General features: G+C 43.9%; 19 protein-coding genes. 3 read left to right on the top strand and 16 right to left on the bottom strand.

Features of this window, described 5'->3' with window-relative positions; all coding sequences use genetic code 11:
- Positions 1 to 28: 28 nt before the first annotated feature.
- The 9 genes from NST74_RS09120 to NST74_RS09080 form a co-directional block, all read right to left on the bottom strand.
- Positions 29 to 523, bottom strand: coding sequence for a DedA family protein (locus tag NST74_RS09120; RefSeq protein ID WP_341111626.1), 495 nt, complete (start codon positions 521 to 523; stop codon positions 29 to 31).
- A 7-nt stretch (positions 524 to 530) separates the two neighbouring features.
- A complete protein-coding gene (gene pssA / locus NST74_RS09115; protein WP_341111625.1) occupies positions 531 to 1055 on the bottom strand; it encodes a CDP-diacylglycerol--serine O-phosphatidyltransferase in 525 nt (174 codons plus the stop codon).
- A 41-nt stretch (positions 1056 to 1096) separates the two neighbouring features.
- On the bottom strand, positions 1097 to 2851 hold the full coding sequence (locus tag NST74_RS09110; protein ID WP_341111624.1) for a sensor histidine kinase: 1755 nt from the start codon (positions 2849 to 2851) through the stop codon (positions 1097 to 1099).
- Positions 2848 to 3528 carry a response regulator transcription factor gene (locus NST74_RS09105; RefSeq protein WP_341111623.1) on the bottom strand — a complete coding sequence of 227 codons (681 nt, stop codon included), beginning with the start codon at positions 3526 to 3528 and terminating at the stop codon, positions 2848 to 2850. Before NST74_RS09105 ends, NST74_RS09110 begins: the two co-directional genes overlap by 4 nt.
- A 164-nt stretch (positions 3529 to 3692) precedes the next feature.
- Positions 3693 to 5021, bottom strand: a complete 1329-nt coding sequence (locus NST74_RS09100; RefSeq protein ID WP_341115857.1) for a hemolysin family protein — start codon at positions 5019 to 5021, stop codon at positions 3693 to 3695.
- 51 nt (positions 5022 to 5072) lie between these two features.
- A complete protein-coding gene (gene yfkAB / locus NST74_RS09095; RefSeq protein WP_341111622.1) occupies positions 5073 to 6209 on the bottom strand; it encodes a radical SAM/CxCxxxxC motif protein YfkAB in 1137 nt (378 codons plus the stop codon).
- A 231-nt stretch (positions 6210 to 6440) separates the two neighbouring features.
- Positions 6441 to 7544, bottom strand: a complete 1104-nt coding sequence (locus NST74_RS09090) for an HD-GYP domain-containing protein (RefSeq protein WP_341111621.1) — start codon at positions 7542 to 7544, stop codon at positions 6441 to 6443.
- Between the two features lie 144 nt (positions 7545 to 7688).
- A complete protein-coding gene (locus NST74_RS09085) occupies positions 7689 to 8516 on the bottom strand; it encodes an undecaprenyl-diphosphate phosphatase (protein ID WP_042125875.1) in 828 nt (275 codons plus the stop codon).
- A 71-nt stretch (positions 8517 to 8587) separates the two neighbouring features.
- Positions 8588 to 10027 carry a bifunctional metallophosphatase/5'-nucleotidase gene (locus NST74_RS09080; protein ID WP_341111620.1) on the bottom strand — a complete coding sequence of 480 codons (1440 nt, stop codon included), beginning with the start codon at positions 10025 to 10027 and terminating at the stop codon, positions 8588 to 8590.
- Between the two features lie 136 nt (positions 10028 to 10163).
- On the opposite strand from NST74_RS09080, the gene NST74_RS09075 reads away from it, so the two are divergent.
- The 3 genes from NST74_RS09075 to NST74_RS09065 all read left to right on the top strand — a co-directional run bounded on the left by NST74_RS09075 (position 10164) and on the right by NST74_RS09065 (position 12508).
- Positions 10164 to 10877, top strand: a complete 714-nt coding sequence (locus tag NST74_RS09075) for a molybdenum cofactor biosynthesis protein (RefSeq protein WP_341111619.1) — start codon at positions 10164 to 10166, stop codon at positions 10875 to 10877.
- Between the two features lie 77 nt (positions 10878 to 10954).
- On the top strand, positions 10955 to 11995 hold the full coding sequence (locus tag NST74_RS09070) for an HD-GYP domain-containing protein (protein WP_341111618.1): 1041 nt from the start codon (positions 10955 to 10957) through the stop codon (positions 11993 to 11995).
- Between the two features lie 264 nt (positions 11996 to 12259).
- Positions 12260 to 12508 (top strand): DUF7667 family protein, encoded by a 249-nt coding sequence (locus NST74_RS09065; protein WP_042125867.1) that lies wholly within the window; start codon positions 12260 to 12262, stop codon positions 12506 to 12508.
- 71 nt (positions 12509 to 12579) lie between these two features.
- On the opposite strand, the gene NST74_RS09060 is transcribed toward NST74_RS09065, so the two are convergent.
- From NST74_RS09060 to sufD, 7 genes are all read right to left on the bottom strand, one after another.
- Positions 12580 to 14439, bottom strand: a complete 1860-nt coding sequence (locus NST74_RS09060; RefSeq protein WP_341111615.1) for an ABC transporter ATP-binding protein — start codon at positions 14437 to 14439, stop codon at positions 12580 to 12582.
- 5 nt (positions 14440 to 14444) lie between these two features.
- Complete coding sequence (locus tag NST74_RS09055) at positions 14445 to 16205, bottom strand: ABC transporter ATP-binding protein (RefSeq protein ID WP_341111614.1); 1761 nt, start codon at positions 16203 to 16205, stop codon at positions 14445 to 14447.
- A gap of 427 nt (positions 16206 to 16632) precedes the next feature.
- Positions 16633 to 17499 carry a helix-turn-helix domain-containing protein gene (locus tag NST74_RS09050; RefSeq protein ID WP_341111613.1) on the bottom strand — a complete coding sequence of 289 codons (867 nt, stop codon included), beginning with the start codon at positions 17497 to 17499 and terminating at the stop codon, positions 16633 to 16635.
- A 215-nt stretch (positions 17500 to 17714) separates the two neighbouring features.
- On the bottom strand, positions 17715 to 19112 hold the full coding sequence (sufB, locus tag NST74_RS09045; protein WP_042125862.1) for a Fe-S cluster assembly protein SufB: 1398 nt from the start codon (positions 19110 to 19112) through the stop codon (positions 17715 to 17717).
- Positions 19113 to 19136: 24 nt separating this feature from the next.
- Positions 19137 to 19568, bottom strand: a complete 432-nt coding sequence (sufU, locus tag NST74_RS09040) for a Fe-S cluster assembly sulfur transfer protein SufU (protein WP_036684339.1) — start codon at positions 19566 to 19568, stop codon at positions 19137 to 19139.
- Complete coding sequence (locus tag NST74_RS09035) at positions 19555 to 20781, bottom strand: cysteine desulfurase (RefSeq protein ID WP_042125858.1); 1227 nt, start codon at positions 20779 to 20781, stop codon at positions 19555 to 19557. Before NST74_RS09035 ends, sufU begins: the two co-directional genes overlap by 14 nt.
- On the bottom strand, positions 20778 to 22079 hold the full coding sequence (gene sufD, locus NST74_RS09030; RefSeq protein ID WP_341111612.1) for a Fe-S cluster assembly protein SufD: 1302 nt from the start codon (positions 22077 to 22079) through the stop codon (positions 20778 to 20780). The genes NST74_RS09035 and sufD overlap by 4 nt, the downstream gene beginning before the upstream one ends.
- Between the last annotated feature and the right edge of the window lie 20 nt (positions 22080 to 22099).

Raw genomic sequence — 22099 nt, 5'->3', positions numbered from 1 at the left:
GCGATTAATGATGCTGATCATCCAATGACTATAAAAAGGAAAACCTAGCCCCCACAAAAAAGCCGATGGAAACAAAAAGAAGTGACCAGGTTAGCGCTCCTGCAGTCGTTATGAGTATATATTTTTTGAAAGACATAGCACTGATACCAGAAATATAGCTTGATACATGCCTCAGACCGGGAATAAAATAGGCAATAAAAAGAGTCCAGTTACCGAACCGCAAAAACCATCTTCTCATACTGGCAAAACGCTTGGGTGTAAGCCCCACCCACTTGCCGAATTTTTCTACCACAGGTTGCCCTAGTCTTAAACCAATAGTATAGCTGATAAGCATCCCTGTGATAGATCCCATGAAACAAACCAATACCGAAAGTGAAAAATCCAAAACCATAACGGAGGATAAATAACCTACAAACAGCATTAATACCTCATCAGGTACAGGAAGTCCGATAATCCCAAGTGCCATAAGAGCAAATATGGCTAAATATCCGTACTGCGAAATGATCTCAATAATCCAAGGCATGGGTGTTTCACTTCCTGTTGAAGGATTTTTTAAGGGACGGAAAAGGGATACGACTGACCATCATTACGGATAGTAATGCCATTAACACGATGACCAGACCTGGTTTCATACGTTCATCTAGTAAAGAAATCATCGACAGAATGACTCCGGCAGCAGTAATCGGCATCCCCACGAACCCCTTGGAAGGCGCCGACAGATTAAATCTGGCCAAACGAAGTGCACCACAGATCAAAAAGAAAACCGAAACTGCAGGTCCAATCCAGTGAGCATCTTCTAGCTTATACAACAAGATAAGGAAGGTTGGCGCTAAACCAAAGGATATAATATCCGCCAATGAGTCCAATTGTTTACCGAATTCGCTGGTACAATGCAGTATTCTTGCCAGTAATCCATCCAATACATCACATATTGCTGCGAGTAATATCATCAATAAGGCCAGACTATATCGTTCCTGAATCGTGAAATACAAGGATAGGGATCCGAGTCCTAAGTTTGCAAGTGTGCACATTGAAGGCAACCAATTCAATTTCATACGATTTCACCCCTTTCAATATAGTATTTTTAATGATTCACTTAACTTTCAAAGGTCACAGTAAAGCTGACACCTTTCTCCGTATTTTTCACTGTATAAACACAAGCGTGCATATCTAGTATTCGCTTCGCAATAGAAAGCCCCAGACCCGTACCGCCCGTCATTCGACTGCGAGAGGGCTCAGACCGATAGAACCGTTCCCAGATCTGCTCCAGCTGATCTTCAGGAATTGATTCTCCTATATTTTGAATAGTGAATACAATAGTCTGGGCATGACTCTCAATATTAACGGTGATGGAGCTTCTCTCTTCCGCATGTCTGATAGCATTGGTCATAAAATTTAGTACCACTTGTTCGATCCAGTTCACATCAGCATAGACCGGTAATTCATTTGCAGGAATAATAATGACCTCCAAATGTTTTTCACTCAGCAAGTGAACCAGCTTGTCCGTCACCTTTTCCGTCAGTTCACTTAACATAAAGGAAGTTTTCCGAAGTTTAATCGTGCCCGACTCCAACCGCGCTAGATCTAGCATGTTTTTAACAAGAAACTCCATTTTATCTGCTTCCTCAATAATCACCTTAATATAGTGATCCTGTTTGCCTGCACTAACGCCGTCTTCCAATCCCTCGGCAAAACCTTTAATAATACTGAGCGGTGTCTTCAATTCATGCGAGGCGTTGGCAAAAAAGTCCTGCTGCATGATCTCCATTCTTTGTTTCTGCTCCATATCCTCAACTAGCTGCTGATTGGCCTCTCTTAACTCTCGTAAAGCAGCATCCAGACTTAGCGATAAGGTGAACATGCTGTTAGACAGGCTGCCTAACTCATCCTTCTGCCGAATCGATGTGTCCCCTGTAAAGTCCAGAGAAACCATCCGTTTGGCTATGTTGTTTAACTTAATAAGCGGGCGTGTTACCATTTTTGAAAAAAAGAGAGAAAGAACCAGAATTAGAACAATGCCGCCAATTCCCAGATATAAAAAGAACCAACGCAATGCCTCGTTCGAATCCTTGACTTCCTGTAATGAGGTGACTGTGAATAGTAATTCTATTTCTCCGGTACTTTGCTTCAGGGGCAAAATAATCACAGAATTGCGACTCCCACTCCAGGGAGCAATCCAGTCTTGCTTCTGCATTTTCAAATTTTCGAAGTCGTCTATCTGCGCCGGTGTCAAAGGAAACCATTCCTCTAGCGCCTCAAACAATATTCCCTGGCGTGGATTCCATATTTTCAGATCAGGCAGAACAATTTCTGCAACTGTACCAGATGCATGAATCATCCCACTCTCTTCCGCATCCCCTATTGTTCCGCCCCCTTTTTTCGTAATACTTATGGGGTAGAGGATAACGGGTGAAGAATCGTCTTCATCCAGTAGTTCGCCTTCAACGCTCAACTGATCATCTACTTTAATGTTCGCTGCTCTAAGCGCATCTCCGTACTGATTCATGAACAGGGATAAAGAGACAAGCATACTCTTCCCATCATCATCGATTAACTTTATATGAAATGGATCTTCCGAATTCATCTTTCCATCCAGCTTCAAAATAACCATTTGTGTTTTATTCCGCAGCATAAACCGAACGAGCTCCTGGGAGGTCCGAGTGCTTCCCCACGGCTCGCTTATATATCTTGCAGCAAAGCTCTTAAGGTGTTTCTCTACACGGTGCTCTTTTTGCTTCTGATAGAAATTGTCAAATAACAGCAATTGGCTTAGAATCACCATGCCATAGAAGCAAAGGAAAAAGATAACGGTCATCACAAACAGTTTAAAAGTAATCCCCCGTCTTCTCATACCTCTTCCTCGAACATGTACCCTGTGCCAATCACCGTACGAATAAAACGTGATTCATAACCCAATTTACTGCGCAGCTTTTTGATGTGACTGTCCACAACTCTGGAATCTCCTTCAAATTCAATTCCCCAGATCCGGCTAAGGATTGTATCCCTTGAAATGACAATCCCTTTATTTCGTATTAATAGCCATAAAAGATCGTATTCCTTAGGGGTAAGCTCCACTTCCGCATCTTCTACCTCTAAACGATGAGCCAAGGTATTAAACATCGCGGAACCAAATTTTATTATGCTAGATTCAGGCTGATGGGTGCCTTCAACTCGCTTCATAAGCGCATTTGCCCGGGCTACCAGCACCTTTGGACTAAATGGCTTTGTAACATAATCATCCGCCCCTAATTCAAATCCGTAAATTTTGTCGTCATCTGTGGATTTGGCGGTTAACAAAATGATAGGTACAGCTGATTTTTCACGAACTTCACGGCATACTTCGAAGCCATTCTTAGCAGGCATCATGATATCCAAAATCAGCAGATCCGGCAACAGTGAGTCAAACCAAACCAATGCATCTCTTCCATTATCCGCTTCAAGGACTTCCCAATCATTCTGTATGAAATAATCAGACACCAGTTCACGAATACGAATTTCATCCTCAACGAGAAGAAGTTTCTTTTTCAATCTAGACCCCGCTTTCAAACCATATATAATCATTAGCATAGTCGAGCGTTATGTCCTTTATGTGTCCACAAAAAACTCCCCCTGTCATGAGCTATACAGCTCTAGCAGGAGGAGTTCATTTTATCCTTGATCACCCGGAACAATACGTTACAAATTTCAATAGGTTATTCTTTATCCTCATCTTGTTCTGAAGAGTTTTCTTCATCCTCGGCGCGCGGTTCATGATGAATATTAATTCTGGTAATCCGCAGTCTCGTCGATTCCTCAACTTCAAAAACAACATCCTCAACCTTCACTCGTTTTCCCTTGCTTGGATTCCCTTCCAGCTCCTTAAACAACCAGCCTCCGATAGAATCCACTTCATCATCCTCGATCACTACACCTGTAAGATCGTTAACATCTTCAATCAACATCCGGCCTTCAACAGAAATATACTCTCCGTTGCGTTCCACACTAGGACGCTCATCTTCAAATTCGTCATGCAGATCGCCTACGATTTCTTCCAGAATTTCTTCTGCTGTCAGTAGACCAGCTGTACCTCCGTATTCATCGACAACCAGCGTTAGCTGAGCTTTGTTCTTCTGCATAAATCGCAGAGTATGGCTAATCTCCATCGACTCCGGTACGTTAAGGATCGGTCGTACCAGCGTCGTAAGATCATTCTGCTGCTCAGGTGGAGCAAACAACAGGTCGGTAATATGAATAAAACCAATAATACGGTCCTTATCTTCAAAAGCAACCGGATAACGTGAATGTCTCGTTTCGGTAATAATCTTCATATTTTCTTCGAGCGAAAGATTGCTGTACAGCACATCCATATCCGTACGAGGCAACATGACTTCACGAGCGAGAAGATCTGAGAACTCAAAGATGTTATCCATCAGCTTCATCTCATCTTTATCAATGACACCACTCTTAGCACTCTGATTCATCAGGATGCGAATTTCCTCTTCAGAGTGGGCGGCCTCACTCTCATTTGCAGGCTCAACACCCACTAAACGAAGCAATGCATTCGCCGATGCATTCAGTACCCAAATAAAAGGCATGAACAAATTATAGAAGAACATCAGAGGAGCCGAGAGCAATAAAGCGGACCCTTCTGTTCTTTGAATGGCAAGTGATTTCGGTGCAAGCTCACCAAGTACAATATGTAAAAATGTAATAATCGAAAATCCGATAACAACAGAAACGGTAGAAATCAGAGTACCATCGGTAATTCCCATCTTGTACATTAACGGTTCGACGAGCAGCTCCGAAATGGCCGGCTCTCCGACCCAACCTAACCCCAGCGACGCAAGTGTAATCCCAAACTGGGTGGCAGATAAGTACGAATCCAGCTTCTTATTTACCTTGAGCGCATATCCAGCCATTTTATTGCCTTCACTGACAAGTTGGGTCAGACGAGACTGCCTGACCTTAACTAATGAGAACTCCGCTGCTACAAAAATACCGTTCAATAATACGAGCACCAGAACAAGCAAAAGATTAAGCATTAATCTCCCTACTTCAAATTCCGTATGCACCACTTTAACAACGCCTCATTTCTACAGATTAATCGCTTTTCTAGTTTTGAAATCAACTTCCGGATAATACATATCCGCTACTAACAGATTAGGTCCGCAACAACCTGCTGCATCGCAGTAACAGTTCACCTTCTGGTTCAGCGGATGCTTGGTCTGCCAATCGATAAATATATCATCCAGTTTTTGGTTGTCTATGTTGCCAAAGGCTGCGATATCAGCGAAATCTGTAACAAAAACATCTCCAGTAAACATATTTACGTTCACACGATTCCGACCATCCGGATCATTACGAAGTGTAACATTCTTCTCTGTACGCATTCTTCTTAATAACTTCTGATCTTCCTCAATGAAGCTACAAGCAAAAAACGGAAGCGTGCCGAATAGCATCCATACCTCTGGATCACGCTGGTCCAGTAACGAATGGATCGCTGTCCGCATTTCATTTAAAGATAACACTGGCAGAGCGGAAGCAAAGCTCGAATTGTACATCGGATGAACCTCATGCCGTTTTGCTCCCATGTCGAGAATCAGCTTATGAATTTCAGGCAACTTAGTGTGGGTACGGTAATTAATCATAGTTTCCGCAGAAATTAACATACCATCCTCACTTAGTTGGCGAGAGTTCTCAATCATTGTATTATATAGCCGGTAAGCGGCTTCCTTGGCAACCGCATGACCACTGTTCGCAAAACCGACTTCATGAAAATCGTCACCGTTCACATAATTAAATGAAATATGCATAACATCCAGATACGGAAGCAGCTTCTCATAACGGGAATACGGCATCGTCAGATTTGAATTAATTTGTGATCTGATTCCCCGCTCCTTGGCGTATTTTAACAATGGTACAATGACATTATCCACCGTTCCAGCGCGGAACATGGGCTCACCGCCCGTAATACTAATGGTCTCGAGATGCTCAACTTCCTCTAAACGGTCCAGCATATTCTTAAGCGGTAGCATTTCTCCTTCTTTGGAGCTTAAACTATCCCCTACAGCACAGTGCTCACAACGCATGTTGCATAAATTGGTTACAGTGAATTCCACACTCGTTAGCACATGGCGGCCATGCTTACGTAGAGAAGTGATTGGATCCCATGGATCGTAACTTGGCGACAGCTCCCTCGGTGAAGATGTTAATGGTCTAAAAACATTCATTTGTACTAGCTCCTTTAAATCTTATTCCTATTATTAACCCAAAATCATGAAGAAAGAACGATGACTTACCCTATATCATACCACGATAGTCAAAAAAACTGCACTTTTGATGTCTCTCTGGCACTCTTTACTCGCTTCACATTTCAAAAAAATAAAAGCAGCGAGACGAAAAATAGGCTTCCGACATATCTTCGGACAAGCCTAATCTTCTCTCCACGCTGCTATAAATTATCAATTTGGCGTTCCTAGAGAATCACCTTGTTCTGCGACGTCAACTATAACAACGGAGAGGGCTTTACTCAGATCTCGTTCAAACGGTACGACTTTCTCTCCTTCAGGACCCGTAATCACACGTACGGTGGGTCTGTGAGGCGTACTTGGATCTATTTTGACCACAACCCCGCTTTCCCCCGTACTGAGCTTCACCGTAAGACCCAGCGGATAGATAGCTACGCGATCTCTAAACAACTCTAAATGCTTCTGCTCATACAAAGTACCGGAACCAACATAAAGTGCCTCCACGGCTTGATGCGGCAGCATAGCCTTTTTGTAGACTCTATTGGAAGTCATGGCATCGTAGGAGTCCGCTACACCCAGCCACTTGGCATATTCATGGATTTGGGGTCCAGTTAATCCGCGAGGATATCCTGAACCGTCAATGCGTTCATGATGCTGCAAGGCACAATGTGCTGCGAGCAGCGGGATATTCGGCTCCTCCTTTAGAATCTGAAACCCGATCTCAGTATGAGCCTGCATATGGCGGAATTCTTCATCACTAAGTCTGCCGGGTTTCTGTACGATTTTTATCGGGATTTGTGTCTTTCCAATATCATGCAGCAGCGCACCTAGCCCAATTACCCGAAGTTCTTCTTTACTATACCCGTGAGCAATGCCAAGCACCAAAGTGTACAAACAGACATTCAGGGAATGGACATATAAATAGTTATCAGCAGTGTGCATATCCATCAGCATGATCATCGGATCTTCTTGTAAAGACATATCGTCTAAAATGTTGTCCATGATCCTAGAAAATTTTTTGTCCAAATGATACAGACCCTTAGTAATTCCTGAATTCCCGGACATTTGCTGAAATTGATTACGAATCACCTTTAGGGCTTGATTGCGCGTCTCATCCTGGAGTATACCAGTAATCACAATATCGTCCGTGACAGAATCCTCTATGTAGATATAGCCGATATCAATTCTAGCGAGACGCTTGATCAATGCATCCGTAAGCTCCACCCCGTCCGCGAGTAGAGTTAGACCTTCATCATTATATATTTTTTTACCTAATTTCATGCCTGCTTGAAGTTGATTCACGGATACTAAACGCACTAAACTCACTCCTGCCTTTAACGGTAAAATGCTATTCTGTATTGAAATCCTTGGGTCACACGCTTTGTCTATACCGTTTCTTTGGAAATTCAGACAGGTGTACCTTAAAGAAAATCAGATGTGTCCAGATCTATGCCACGGGCATTAACGCATAATAAACAACCAGAATACAGCAGCAAGAATAAATCGATAAATCGCGAAATGCGTTAATCGAATCTTTTGAATCCATTTCATAAACAAAATGACTACTAAATATGCCACTACAAAGGAAATCAGAAATCCAATTACAAAATAACCAATCGTCTCACTTGTGAAGTTTTTATACGAATCGAGCAGTTCATACCCGGAAGCCGCACACATAATAGGAATGGCTATGAGGAAGGAAAAATCCGCAGAAGCCTTATAGCTGACTCCGCTTAACATCCCCCCAGAAATCGTAGACCCGGAACGGGAGAAGCCCGGCCAAAGTACCGAAATAATCTGATACAATCCAATCGCCAGCGCCTGTCCATAAGACAAATCATCCAGTTCGTGGGCAGTAATACGTATTTTTCGTCTGTTCACCCATTCTGCAACAATCATTAGAATCCCTCCGGCGACAAGCGCCCAGAGTACAGTCGAAGCTCCAAAGAGGCTTTTGATAAAGTCGCGGGCAAAAAATGCCACAGCAAGTGCTGGGGCAATTCCAAGAATCACATGAATTAAGTTCAGACGGGCTGCCGGCATAACGCCTCCTCTGCCTGAACTACTACGTCCAATCCCTAGCAAATTGAGCACTCGCTTGCGGTAAACAAGTGCAATCGCCAAAATCGCCCCTAGTTGAATTACAATTTCATAAGTCTTCATAATTGAATCTTGCTCAGCGAAGCCTAATAGCTTCGTAGTCAAGATCATGTGTCCGGTCGAAGATACAGGAATAAATTCAGTGATCCCTTCGACAATTGCTAAAATAATAGCTGTAATCGTGTCCATAACGTCCTCCTATTTTTGGGATCTAGCACTGTTAAATGGAGTCTATAAGTGTAGATTATGAGCTGTCGGCCTTATTCAGACTTAGCCTCCCAGCGAGTGAGCATGCATTCATCGAGACTGTTTGGACGCTGTAACTCCATCCTTAAGAGATCGCGCAAAAAATGAGGCAATAGAAACAACGCATCCTTCCCATTCGCGATCGTCTCATAGCCGGCTCTGAAAGTAAACATGTCTAGCGTACCAACATTATACTCTCTTTCATCCTCCAGCGGGTTTCCTTCGACAAAAACTGCAACACTCTTATCATACGGTATCATCCGTGGATCGTACAAGATTTTTAATCCATCTACTGCCAAACTGCCCAGATGATTCCCTCGGAAGCCGTACCCGTAAATGACCTTATTATAAAACTCCTCTGTAAGACTCTGTTCCAAAGCTGTCCGAATATCTATACCCTTCAGCTTAATGATGCAAGTATTGATGGGAGAAGGACATAGTGCGTGCAGCATCCCAGTCGTAACCTCGCCTTCCGGCAATGGTCCTAGTAACTGACCCGTGTTGACTAATGACAGACTAGTTCCTGTAAATCTACGTACAGCTTGTGCCAAAAGATTGCCAAAGGGAGACTCTCCCCGCAAGCTCAAAGGAAGCTCACGGTCAGTAATCGCAACGATCGTCTGAAGAGATTCTTGGCCATGCTTCAAATGAATAGCCCCTGCAGGACCTATAACCTCCTCCTTCAAAAGGGGGTCAATAGGAATACATTCACCCGCCACTAATCTGAAATCAGACTGAGGATCTAGTCGCTCAAATTGAAGACGCCCGAGATACCTACCGAATTTCCCGGCACCGCATACAGCAGTCCCATTAATCATAATAGGCTCCTCTAACAGATGATGCGTATGTCCACCAAGAATGGCATGAACGCCCTCTAGCCGCTCTGCCAACATTTTATCCGTAGGAAGTCCAAGATGAGATAGAACGATTAATATATCCACCTGTGGTGCTAAAAGCAGGCATTGTTCCCGGAGTGCTGTCTCAGGATCTAAAGCATCCCAGCCCAAAAGGGAATAGAATGAAGTAAATGCCGCTGTTGCTCCGGTCACTCCTATTCTAATTCCATCCTTCTCCAAGATCGCATGACGCTGCATCCAGCTTGGTGGCTCCCCAGTCGAAGACTCCACAAAATTACAGCATACTACCGGACACTGTAACCCGGAAAAAATGGATGACAACATCTCCTGAGAGAACGTAAGCCCCTCATTATTGCCAATGGTTACAGCATCATATCCTGTTAAGTTTAATACGTCGATGTTAGCCTGACCCATAGTGCCTTCTGTCTCGACAGCTGCACGATCCATATGATCACCAATATCCAGCAGCAGTACAGGCTCTTCTCCCGCTGCAGCCCTTTGAGCGAATATTTCCGCTGCCACCGGACTTACCATCTCAAAATGGCTATGTATATCATTGGTATGAAGTATGGTCAGTCTTTGCGGCACATGCCCCATAAGCTACATTCCCCCTACCCTAGAGCTGCTCTTTAATGAAGCAGTCGGTGCGTGATCTTATAGAGCCTAGCATAACATTTTCAGACACATTATGGTATATTGAAGACATCAGAACATACATCAGAGGAGAATAAAAATGCATATTACTATCCGACTATTCGCGGGTCTGGCTGAGACCATCGGCTCTTCTTCTCTGTCCTTCCAAACGACTGAGATTCCCTTAACAGCCGGCAAGCTTAAGGAGCTTCTATCCGTCTCTTATCCGGCTGCAGCATCCCAAATCGGGGCTTCTTTAATTGCCATTGACCGGGAATATGCTCCTGATGATTCTATCATCACAGCATCTTCCGAAGTCGCACTTATTCCTCCAGTTTCCGGGGGTGAGAACGGCACTATATATGAAACTACTACTGATGGTCTCTATATCATAACGGACCAGCCTTTAAATGCGGAGAAGCTTCTAGATGCCGTTCTTGACGTCAATCACGGTGCATCCTTATTATTTATCGGTACGACACGTGAAATGACCGGAGAACAACGGACAACCGCACTTCATTATGAAGCTTATATTCCTATGGCCTTAAGTAAGCTGGAGGAGATTGGCATAGAGGTCAAGAACCGCTGGGACGCAAACTGCGCCATATCTCACCGCATTGGGCTTGTAGGTTTAAAGGAAGCAAGTGTTATCATTGCCGTCTCCACCCCCCATCGCGATACCTGCTACGAAGCCAGTCGTTATGCCATTGAACGATTGAAACAGACGGTTCCCGTTTGGAAAAAAGACATTAATGAATCGGGCCAACATTGGGTGAACTCTGATCCAAAAGCTAACGATACAATCCACAAATAATCTTTTCTCCTTTTTGATTGAAAAATCTGAACTTTGTTGATATTCTGGATAAAATCGGATAAAAGGTGGCATAGGCATTGAGAGTACACGTCTCGGATCTAAAACCTGGTAATCACCTTAACGCGGACGCGTATAGTTCTAGGGGTTTACATGTATTACCAAAGGGATCACTGCTCCAAATAAATGATATCGCCAAGCTAATGCAGCTTGGAGTTGATTATGTTGATATCGAGACGTTAGAAGAAGAGGTATCCCCCCTCAGCAGACCTTCAATCATTCAGACGGTGACCACTAGTTTTGATACTATGATTGACGGCTTCGAGTCTCTTTATATGGAAGCGTTATTAAAAGGAAGCTTCAACCAATCCGTAGTGAACGACATTCTTCAGCCTTCGCTTCAAACTTTGGACAAGCATAAAGATGTAGTGTCCCTCCTGCTTTTGCTGGATCGGGAAGATAACTATACCTATAATCACTCCCTTCAGGTAGGCATGCTCTCTTATTATATTGCGATATGGCTTGGTTATTCCAAACAAGAATGTTATGAAATTGGTCGTGCAGGATATTTGATTGATATTGGAAAATGCCGAATTTCACCCTCCCTGTTGAATAAACCAGGTAAGCTAACGCCAGATGAGTTCGAGGAAATTAAACTACATACTAAGTACGGCTACGAAATCATACGTAATTCCATGGACGATTCTTACACAGCTTTGGCTGCTCTCCAGCATCATGAGCGTGAGGATGGCTCTGGCTATCCGAGCGGTCTAACCAAAACCGATATTCATCCTTATGCACAAATTGCAGCTGTAGCTGATATCTATAGTGCGATGACTTCTAAACGAGTCTATCAGTCGAAGCAAGAGCTGATTTCCGTCCTGCGTGAAATAAACAATCTAAGTTTTGGTAAACTGAGCGCTAAAACCGTTCAAGCCTTTATCCAGCATTTAATGCCCAACTTCATCGGCAAGCGTGTGTTGCTGAATACAGGTGATATTGGCGTAATTATTATGAACAATCTGGTCGATATTTTCCGTCCACTGGTACAGGTTGACGGAATGTTCGTGGATTTATCCCGTGAGCGTAACGTTGCGATTGTAGAGATTTACATGGACTAGGGTGCTTCATTCTTCCTCAAAGCTATCTTTTAATCCATGATCCCCCATTTTTTCGGGGGATTTTTTCTGTTGTATTTTTTGCAATTAAAAATAAGAAACTCTTTAGAAACACATTTTTCTGATACTGTTGCACAAAGTGCAGCAGATATTATTTGGTGAGCGGGAGAAATGTTTTCTACTGTAGATACTGCAATGGATGATTGAATTACAATTTACTTGGCTAGACTAATATGTGGCTTAACTATTTCCAGGAGGTAAAAGAGTATGCTTCCAGTCCATGAACGTCTTGCCGAGCTCTTCACTCTAAGTCGTCTACGCCAGCTTACAGCCTCCGAAGAAACGGAACAACAGCAATGCCTTCAGGTGAATGCCACTTACTGTTGGGAGATGGCCCGACTACAGAATGAAATACTGTTAGCAGAACAAACAACGGATACACATTGGCATCAGGATATTTGTGCCCAAATGTTTGAGCTACGTGTAACGGGTAGGCTGCCCAAACGCCCGAAATAATTGAATCTACGATATATAAAACAGCCCATTCCTCATTTGCTTTCGCAAAGGGAATGGGCTGTTGTTCTGAGCTATAGGAAGCGGAATTGCGCTTCTATCAAGCCGTTATACACACCATCACGTGACGTCAGTTCTCGGTGGGTTCCTTCTTCTTTGATTTCACCGTGATCCAGAACGACGATTTTATCCGCATGGCGGATGGTAGATAGTCTATGGGCTACGATAAAGGAGGTCCGGCCCTGAAGCAAGATTTTGAGTGCCTCCTGAATCTTAAGCTCCGTCTCTGTATCGATACTGGCTGTAGCTTCATCAAGGATCAGAATCCGTGGATTCGCCAATAGTGCGCGGGCAAAGGAGAGCAGCTGACGCTGTCCCATGGACAAGGCGCTGCCGCGTTCTTCTACCTCTGTCTCATATCCTCCCGGAAGCTTCATAATAAAGTCATGGGCATCTACTGCTTTTGCAGCATTTTCCACTTCTTCATCGGTAGCATCCAGTCGGCCAAACCGGATATTATCGCGAATCGTTCCTGAGAAAATAAAGGTATCCTGCAGCACGATTCCGATCTGCCTTCTCAGACTGTCCAGTGTGACTTCACGGATATCTTCACCGTCAATCGTAATTCGTCCGCTCTTAATATCATAGAACCTGCCAATCAGGTTAATAATCGTACTTTTCCCTGAGCCAGTATGACCCACAAGCGCGATCGATTGCCCCGCTTTTACATCCAGATCGATGCCTTTTAAAGCCGCACGACCTTTTTCATATTCAAAGACAACCTTATTAAAGTTAATATCTCCACGAATCGTGTCTAATGGCTTAGCCCCTGGATTATCTTGAACCGAAGGCTGCTCATCCAAGTATTCAAAGATCCGTTCCGAGGAAGCCATCGCTACAAGCAGCTGATTATACATCTGCCCCAAACGGTTAATCGGGTCCCAGAAGTTGCTGACATAAGAGCTGAATGCGACCAGCATACCGACTGTTAGTTCACCAGATTGGATCAGATAAGCTCCTAACCAAAAGAGGATCATCGTTCCAAAACCACCAGTGATCTCGATCATCGGCCCGAAAGCCTGGTTCATCGCAGATGCTTTATTCCAGGACTTTTTACTGTCTGTATTCATAAAATCGAAATAATTCATATTTTCACGTTCTTGTGTATAAGCCTGTGTGACTCTGATCCCCTGAATCGATTCATTCAAGTGTGAATTAATTCTGGAGTTCTTCATCCGCACATCCTGCCAAGCGATCCGAATCTTCTGACGCAGCTTAGTAGAAATAAAGAACATGATCGGAACCGTAACCATTACTGCAAGACCAAGTTTCCAGTTAATCAATAACAGAATTATGGTAATTCCAAGAAGCTGCACACAGTCAATCATTAGATTGACTACCCCGTTCGTGAACAAATCCTGCAGTGAGTTGATATCATTCGTCACACGGACTAATACCGAGCCTGCTGGGCGTTTATCGAAGAAGTTAAAAGAGAGCTTCTGGATATGCTTGAACAAGTCAGAACGCAAGTCATAAATGACTCTTTGTCCAATGATGTTCGTGTACTTAATTCGGTATACACCTGCAATCCATTGAATGAGATATAAGACAATCACACCTGCCGTAAGCGAATAAAGAAGTGTTAAGCTGGGATTCCCAACCTTAGGTGCTATGGCACGGTCGATAGCTAAACTTGTCAAGAAAGGAACGGTCAGCTTCGTAATGGTTCCCAGAATCATCATGATAGAAACCAGTGGAAGCATCTGTTTGGCGTAAGGCCTCATATAGCTGAATAATCTGGTGAACTGCTTCCAGTCAAACGCTTTGTCGATAACATCATCATCTTTGTACACGAAACGTTCATCAAGTGTCTGCTGCTCGGCTGCTTTACGCTTTGCTCCCGTAGCGGTGTTCTGTTTGGCTTCAAGTTTCATATGCCTCACTCCTCCCCTCTTCCGGTAGCTCTGGCCAGATAGTCAGCATATTGTATCCGGTATACATCTTGGTATGGACCCGGAACTTCAATTAGCTCTTGATGGGTACCACGCTGCTGAACACGACCTTCATTCATGACAATGATTTGGTCAGCATGCCGCAAGGAGGATATCCGATGGGCGATAATAAGTGTTGTACGCCCATTCATGACCTCTTGGAAACCAGCTTGAATCTCATGCTCTGTTTCCATATCGACGGCACTAGTTGCATCATCGAGAATAAGAATACGCGGATTCTTAAGCAATGCTCTTGCGATGGCAATCCGCTGCTTCTGTCCACCAGAGAGCCCCATTCCGCGTTCGCCCACTACAGTGTCATACCCGTCTTCCATCTCCATAATGAAATCATGCGCCTTAGCCAACTGCGCAGCACGGATAATCTCTTCCATGCTTACATTTTTCAAGCCATAAGAAATATTGTTGCGGATGGACGAGGAGAACAGGAATGTTTCCTGGAATACAGTGGCAATCTGTGACCGCAGGCTGCGCACATTGTATTCTCTAATATCAATGCCTTCCAGCGTAATACTACCTTCATTTACATCATAAGCACGCATCATCAGTTGAGTAATTGTAGATTTACCTGAACCTGTACCTCCAAGAAATCCAATAATTTCACCTGATTTAGCTTCAAAATGAATATCAGTAACCGCAGGCAATTTGTTCCCATATGCAAATGTCACGTGATTAAAGGCAACATCCCCCTTAACCTCTGAAGATACCAGTTCACGAGCATTCTCTTTATCCTTCACATCAATATTCTGATTAAGTACTTCTAATACACGTTCTCCCGATGCCTTGGACTGTGTATAGTTATTAATATGGAATCCAAGACCCCACATCGGTCCAATGATATACCAAATCAAGCTGAAAAAGGCAACCAGTTCACCTAGTGACATTTTCCCCTTGATAACTAACGTCCCGCCAACTCCAAGCAGAATAGCTGCACTGATTGAAGCTAAAAACTCCATCGCCGGGAAAAACTTACTCCAGAGCTCTGCCGCAAAAATCTGATTATTCTTATAACGTTCATTACGGTGTGAGAATTTTTCTACCTCGTGAGCCTCTCTGGCAAACGATTTAACTGTACGCACACCGGTAATATTCTCTTGTACAGCCGTTGTTAGAGAACTGAGCGCAAGACGCATCTCTTGAAAGGCTGGGTGAATCTTCGATTCAAATTTTAATGCTATAAACGCCAGAATTGGCATCGTAATCAGAGTTACTAAGGTTAGCTGCCAATTAAGCGAGAACATCATAATTGAACCAAAAAACACCATAAAAAACACATTGAGCAGCTGAGCAAAACCAAAACCGATAAAGTTCCGGATCGCTTCCAAATCCCCGGTCAGCCGGGACATCAGATCTCCTGTTTTCGCGGTATCATAATAACGGAAAGATAGAAATTGCAATTTCTCATAACAAGCGTTACGTAGCCGGTATGCTAGAAAATTACCTAACCGTCCTCCAAAAAAACCATGTGCAAATTGCAGACATGCTTTTACAATTACTACCGCTAACACACTAAGGGCTAACACGGGTACCTCATCAAACTTTAGGGGTACAATTACATCATCGATCAGTCTTCTTAACAAATTGGGGGTAATTAGCCCCACTGCAGTTGCGGCGGCCAAGCATACAATCGAAAGAATTAAATAGTGCAGCTTCTCTCGGTAATAGCCTCGCAGTTGCCTGAGAACATCCATATCTCTCCTCCTTAGAGCTTTACGTAGTAAAGCTGTTTTTTAGCGCTTACAATTTTAGTGACTTTAAGCAGTGTATCATCCCTAATTTAAAGCGGCAAAGGGTAGATTTGAGCGTTTATCCCGTTATTTCGGAAAAAAGACCCATATATAGGTGATAAACGACCATCATTGTCTTAAAATACTCGAGTTTCCTCCTTAATGCTGTTGAATTAAGAAAGATCATGATCCTTGTCAAGATCAGGTCCCTCAAAGAAAGCCTTTATCAGGTTTTTTACATAAAATTTGGATTAAATCCTATCGATAGAAAAATTCCCTCCGATTCCCAAATGAATCGGTCTTGTTGGATTAAATACAAATGACCCACAAGAAGGACACTCTTTTTCAAAGTGTTTAACTTGTAGGTCACATTTGGGCGCCCCTGCAGTAACTATTCTATTGGAAAATAAAGATCCATGTAGACCGAACCGTCGATCTCCAGTTTCTCTTCCAGCCAGAAGCGTTCCTGATCACAAGAGGTTTTGTAGCCTCTGCTGTTTACCCATCCGGCAAGCTTTTTCCATCCTAACGGAATACGCTCAAAAGGGTCAACCATCGGATCGGTAATCCGCAGGATTGCATATTTACAGTCCTCAACATCTTTAAATTTAAGCCCCGATTCAAGGTGATCAGGCTTTTCTTCTACAACCACCCAATATTCGTAGCCCCGTAGCCCTTCCTCTTGATCCTCATCACTAACAGGAATATCAAAACCAAATTGTCTTGCATCTGTCTTAATTCCAGTCTTCTTAGCCCATTCAGTGACAGAGTTAATGACCTCATCTTCAGGATTATCACTGACCCTTACCCCACTCACTACCTTCATTGCGCCCAAGCTGCCTATCGTAACGTCACTTAAATAGTCCACTTTAATTCCTCCGCGTAATTGGTTTATTTGTTCATTTAGCAGCGGTTTTGGAGGCAAGGCATATCTTACATTTCTGCAACTACTGGGTACTTGACCGAACTCCTGCTGAAAGGCTCTACTAAATGACCTCTCTGAGCTATAGCCGTAGTCCAGCGCAATGTCCAGAATTCTTCTGCCATTAATGACATCAACCATCGCATAACCCAACCGTCTCCTGCGAACATATTCCATTAGAGTGACATCAAGGTGGATACCAAAGATCCGATGAAAGTGAAATTTGGAGAACCCTGACCGCTGCGCACATTCCTCAATGGAAATCGGACCTTTTAGATTTTCTTCGATGTAATCAATAGTTTCCTGCAAACATTCTAGATAACCCAGCTTCTTCACTTCCTCGTTGCAACGATTGATTTAATTATAATCTTAACCTCCGTCCAGGACAGGACATTTCTTGCTGCTTCCATAAGCTTACTGTTCATTGAGTAAATTTTGACACAAAAAAAATACGTATCCGAGTGACTTGAGCATAAAAGCCTCAAGACCACTGCGAATACGTATTTGATATTAACTATTAGAGTGAAGCCGATACCCCTTGATAATTAAGGTTAACCGATACTTCCTTCCATTTCGAATTTGATCAAACGGTTCATTTCGACCGCATATTCCATCGGCAGTTCTTTCGTGAACGGCTCGATGAAGCCCATAACGATCATTTGAGTCGCTTCAGCTTCTGTGAGGCCGCGGCTCATCAAGTAGAACAACTGCTCCTCAGAAACTTTAGACACGGTCGCTTCGTGTTCAAGCACGATGTTATCGTTCATAATTTCATTGTAAGGAATAGTATCCGAAGTGGATTCGTTATCCAAAATGAGCGTATCACATTTGATATTCGATTTCGCACCTTCTGCCTGACGGCCGAAGGAAGCAAGACCACGATAAGTTACTTTACCGCCGTGCTTACTGATCGATTTGGAGACAATAGTGGATGTTGTGTCTGGAGCCAGATGAATCATCTTAGCACCTGCATCCTGATGCTGATTTTTACCCGCTACCGCAATGGACAGTACTGAACCTTTAGCGCCACGGCCTTTAAGAACCACCGCAGGGTATTTCATAGTCAGCTTGGAACCGATGTTGCCATCGACCCATTCCATCGTAGCATTCTCTTCTGCAACCGCACGTTTAGTAACGAGGTTGTAGATGTTTGGAGCCCAGTTCTGGATTGTAGTATAACGAACGCGAGCGTTCTTCATACACAGGATTTCAACAACTGCACTATGCAGGGAGTTCGTGCTGTAGATTGGAGCTGTACATCCTTCTACATAATGCACAAAGCTGTCTTCGTCCGCTAAGATCAAAGTACGCTCAAATTGTCCCATGTTCTCGGAGTTAATACGGAAGTACGCCTGCAAAGGAACCTCGCATTTCACACCCTTAGGAACATAGATGAAGCTTCCGCCTGACCAAACGGCACTGTTAAGTGCAGCAAACTTGTTGTCAGCAGGTGGAATGATCGTTCCGAAGAACTTCTTGAACAATTCCGGATGTTCACGAAGTGCAGTATCGGTATCTGTAAAAATTACCCCTTGATCTTCAAGGCTCTTCTGCATGCTGTGGTATACAACCTCAGATTCATATTGTGCCGAGACACCAGCGAGGAATTTTTGTTCCGCTTCTGGGATACCCAGCTTATCAAAGGTTTCTTTAATTTCAGAAGGTACTTCTTCCCAAGTCTTTCCTTGCTTCTCGGAAGGTCTTACATAATACTGGATATCATCGAAATCGAGATCATCCAAGTTGCCGCCCCATTTTGGCATCGGCATTTTGTAAAATTGCTCTAGAGATTTTAAGCGGAAGTCAAGCATCCACTGTGGTTCATTTTTGATTGCTGAAATTTCTTTAACAATTTCGGCCGTCAAACCTTTACCAGACTGGAATATCGACTTATGTTCATCACGGAACCCGTACTGGTATTCTTCCATATCAGGCGCTTTCTTAGCCATGGTGTCAGCCTCCTTGTTCTACTGTTATTTATGTTGCTCTTCTTCGTCAATTCCTTTACGAAGCGCGTTCCAAGCCAGTGTAGCGCATTTGATCCGCGCAGGGAATTTATTCACACCCGATAGGGCTTCAATATCTTCATAATCTCCAAAATCCACGTCTTCACCCTTCATCAGTAAGGAGAAGTTATCGGCTAGTTCAAGCGCACGTTCAACCGTCTGTCCTTTGATCGCCTCAGTCATCATCGAAGCCGACGACATACTGATCGAACATCCTTCACCGTTATAACGGGCATCTTTTACAATTCCATCTTCTACCTTAAGCTGAAGTGTAATACGGTCACCACAAGTTGGGTTATTCAGTTCAATTTTCAGAGCATCATCTTCAAATGAACCACGATTCCGAGGACTTTTATAATGATCCATAATTACGCGTCTGTACAAGTCATCCAAGTTCATAGCCGAAGTACTCCTTTGTCTTGATTAAAGCGTCCACCAGTCGATCTACATCCTGCTCTGTATTATACAGGTAAAAGCTCGCCCGTGCTGTAGAGCTAGCTTCCAGCCAGCGCATCAGCGGCTGACAGCAGTGATGGCCAGCACGGATGGCAATGCCCTCCGCATCTAACACTGTAGCGACATCATGCGGGTGAACGTCACCCAGATTAAAAGTGACAACGCCAACTTCACGACTCATGGGACCATAAATGGTCAAACCATCAATTTCAGATAGACGCTGCTCTGCGTATGCTGCAAGCTTCTTCTCATGGCTGTGAATCTCATCCATGCCGATTTCCTGTAAGAAATCTACGGCTGCACCTAATCCAACAGCACCAGCAATGATCGGTGTACCTCCCTCAAACTTCCAAGGGAGTTCTTTCCATGTTGATTCATAGAGACCTACATCATCAATCATTTCGCCACCAAACTCAACAGGCTCCATAGCTTCGAGTAGTGCTCTTTTGCCGTACAAAGCTCCAATTCCAGTCGGTGCTAGCATTTTATGTCCGGAAAGTGCATAGAAATCACAATCCAGATCTTGCATATCGACCTTCATATGAGGCGTGCTTTGTGCACCGTCTACGACAATGACCGCACCGTGACGATGAGCAATAGCCGCAAGCTCTTTAATCGGATGTGTAACTCCCATAACGTTAGATACATAAGCGATAGCAACGATCTTGGTTTTATCCGTAATCGTCTTCTCAGCATCTTCAAGTGTAATCGTTCCGTCAGGCTGCAACGGTATATATTTTAATGTAGCACCTGTCTTCTTAGCTAGCTGCTGCCAAGGAATCAAATTACTATGATGTTCCATCAGAGTGATGACAATTTCGTCGCCTTCACCCACTGCAGATGGCCCGTAAGAAGAGGCTACAAGATTTAGAGCAGTGGTCGTACCGCGCGTAAAGATAATTTCTTTAGTGCTGCGGGCGTTAATAAACTTAGCTAGCTTCTCCCGGGCTCCCTCGTAGGCATCTGTTGCACGGCTGCCTAGAGTATGAACGCCACGGTGAACGTTGGCGTTATCCCACTCATAATACGACTTGACCGCCTCAATCACTTGGCGAGGCTTCTGTGAAGTAGCAGCACTGTCTAGATAGACTAGTGGATGCCCGTTCACATTTTGGTTCAGTATGGGAAATTGCTCCCGGATGGCGTTGCTAATCATTGACCTAACTTCCTTTCCACAAGAGATTGGAGCTGATTGCGCAGTCCCTCTAGTGGAATTTGCGACACAACAGGAGCCAAGAAGCCATAGATGATCAGAGTTTCTGCATCATGCCGTGTAATTCCGCGGGACATCAGGTAAAAGACTTGCTCGTGATTGACCTGACCTACGGAAGCGGCATGGCCTGCTGTAACATCATCTTCATCAATCAGCAGGATCGGATTGGCGTCACCACGGGCTTTTGGACTCAGCATCAATACTTTCTCCGTTTGCTGACCGTCGGCTCTTGTAGCACCTTTCTCGATCTTGGTAATTCCGTTAATGATAGAAGTAGCATTATCACGCATAACCGCACGAGTGATCATGTCACTTGGGGTATTTTTGCCGAAATGCTGAGCTTGAGTAGTGTAGTTCAGTTTCTGTGATCCCGTACCTACAGCAATTACTTTAGCATCCGAGCTAGAGCCATTGCCTTTGAGTACAGACTTGGTATCACTTGCTGTATCACCATAGTTCATCTCACCAACAATCCATTCGATGGTTCCGTCATTCTCAACAACAGCCCGGCGGTAAGTTACATCTGTTGTATCCACGCCCAGCTGATGTACTGTAGCATAACGAACTTTAGCACCTGCACCCACGAATACTTCTACAGCACCATTGTGCAATCCAGCTTCCTCTTTATCCGACACGTAGTTGTCTACGTATGTCAGGGAACTGTTAGTATCCGCTACAATCAGAATGTGAGGAACAAATGAAGCTTCCGCATCATCTGTTAAGAGCACCGCCTGAAGTGGAGTTTCAACCACTACATTCTTAGGAACATAGAGGAATACTCCACCGTTCCACAATGCTGCATGAATCGCAGCGATAGAATGCTCGTCAGGCTGAATTGCCTTATGCAAGTAACGTTGTACCAAATCTCCGTGCTCTTTAACAGCCGTTTGCAAATCGGTAAAAATAACACCTTGTGCTGCAAGCTCTGGAGCCAGTCGTGTATATACTGCACCAGAGTTACGTTGAATAATCAGACTGCCTTCTTCCTGATCCTTGATCAAGGAAGAAATGGAAGCAGGTGCATCCTTCAGTGAAGCAATAGGTTCGCTTGCTTTGTAGCTACCATAATTGTTCACATTCCAACGATCAATCCGTGTCTTCTCTAATTTAGGCAGTGTCAGAGTAGCTGCCAGTTCAAGTGCTTTCAAGCGGCTTTCTTTCAGCCAACCCGGTTCGCCGCTACTATGCGATAATTCGCTCAAGCGCTCGGCATCCACCGGAAGAATGGTCTGTGTCGTCATAAGTGTTCTCCTCCTTCCTG

The sequence above is a fragment of the Paenibacillus sp. FSL F4-0125 genome, from assembly GCF_038008565.1.
Lineage (GTDB): Bacteria > Bacillota > Bacilli > Paenibacillales > Paenibacillaceae > Paenibacillus_AQ.
Note: the sequence above shows the minus strand (reverse complement) of the source record. Positions and strands in the feature narration are given on the sequence as shown.

Bases quoted from the DNA above. Each gene is read 5' to 3' on its own strand.
- NST74_RS09120 (WP_341111626.1), bottom strand. From the start codon at position 523: ATGCCTTGGATTATTGAGATCATTTCGCAGTACGGATATTTAGCCATA.
- pssA (WP_341111625.1), bottom strand. From the start codon at position 1,055: ATGAAATTGAATTGGTTGCCTTCAATGTGCACACTTGCAAACTTAGGA.
- NST74_RS09110 (WP_341111624.1), bottom strand. From the start codon at position 2,851: ATGAGAAGACGGGGGATTACTTTTAAACTGTTTGTGATGACCGTTATC.
- NST74_RS09100 (WP_341115857.1), bottom strand. From the start codon at position 5,021: ATGCTTAATCTTTTGCTTGTTCTGGTGCTCGTATTATTGAACGGTATT.
- yfkAB (WP_341111622.1), bottom strand. From the start codon at position 6,209: ATGAATGTTTTTAGACCATTAACATCTTCACCGAGGGAGCTGTCGCCA.
- NST74_RS09085 (WP_042125875.1), bottom strand. From the start codon at position 8,516: ATGGACACGATTACAGCTATTATTTTAGCAATTGTCGAAGGGATCACT.
- NST74_RS09080 (WP_341111620.1), bottom strand. From the start codon at position 10,027: ATGGGGCATGTGCCGCAAAGACTGACCATACTTCATACCAATGATATA.
- NST74_RS09075 (WP_341111619.1), top strand. From the start codon at position 10,164: ATGCATATTACTATCCGACTATTCGCGGGTCTGGCTGAGACCATCGGC.
- NST74_RS09065 (WP_042125867.1), top strand. From the start codon at position 12,260: ATGCTTCCAGTCCATGAACGTCTTGCCGAGCTCTTCACTCTAAGTCGT.
- NST74_RS09060 (WP_341111615.1), bottom strand. From the start codon at position 14,439: ATGAAACTTGAAGCCAAACAGAACACCGCTACGGGAGCAAAGCGTAAA.
- NST74_RS09055 (WP_341111614.1), bottom strand. From the start codon at position 16,205: ATGGATGTTCTCAGGCAACTGCGAGGCTATTACCGAGAGAAGCTGCAC.
- sufB (WP_042125862.1), bottom strand. From the start codon at position 19,112: ATGGCTAAGAAAGCGCCTGATATGGAAGAATACCAGTACGGGTTCCGT.
- sufU (WP_036684339.1), bottom strand. From the start codon at position 19,568: ATGAACTTGGATGACTTGTACAGACGCGTAATTATGGATCATTATAAA.
- NST74_RS09035 (WP_042125858.1), bottom strand. From the start codon at position 20,781: ATGATTAGCAACGCCATCCGGGAGCAATTTCCCATACTGAACCAAAAT.
- sufD (WP_341111612.1), bottom strand. From the start codon at position 22,079: ATGACGACACAGACCATTCTTCCGGTGGATGCCGAGCGCTTGAGCGAA.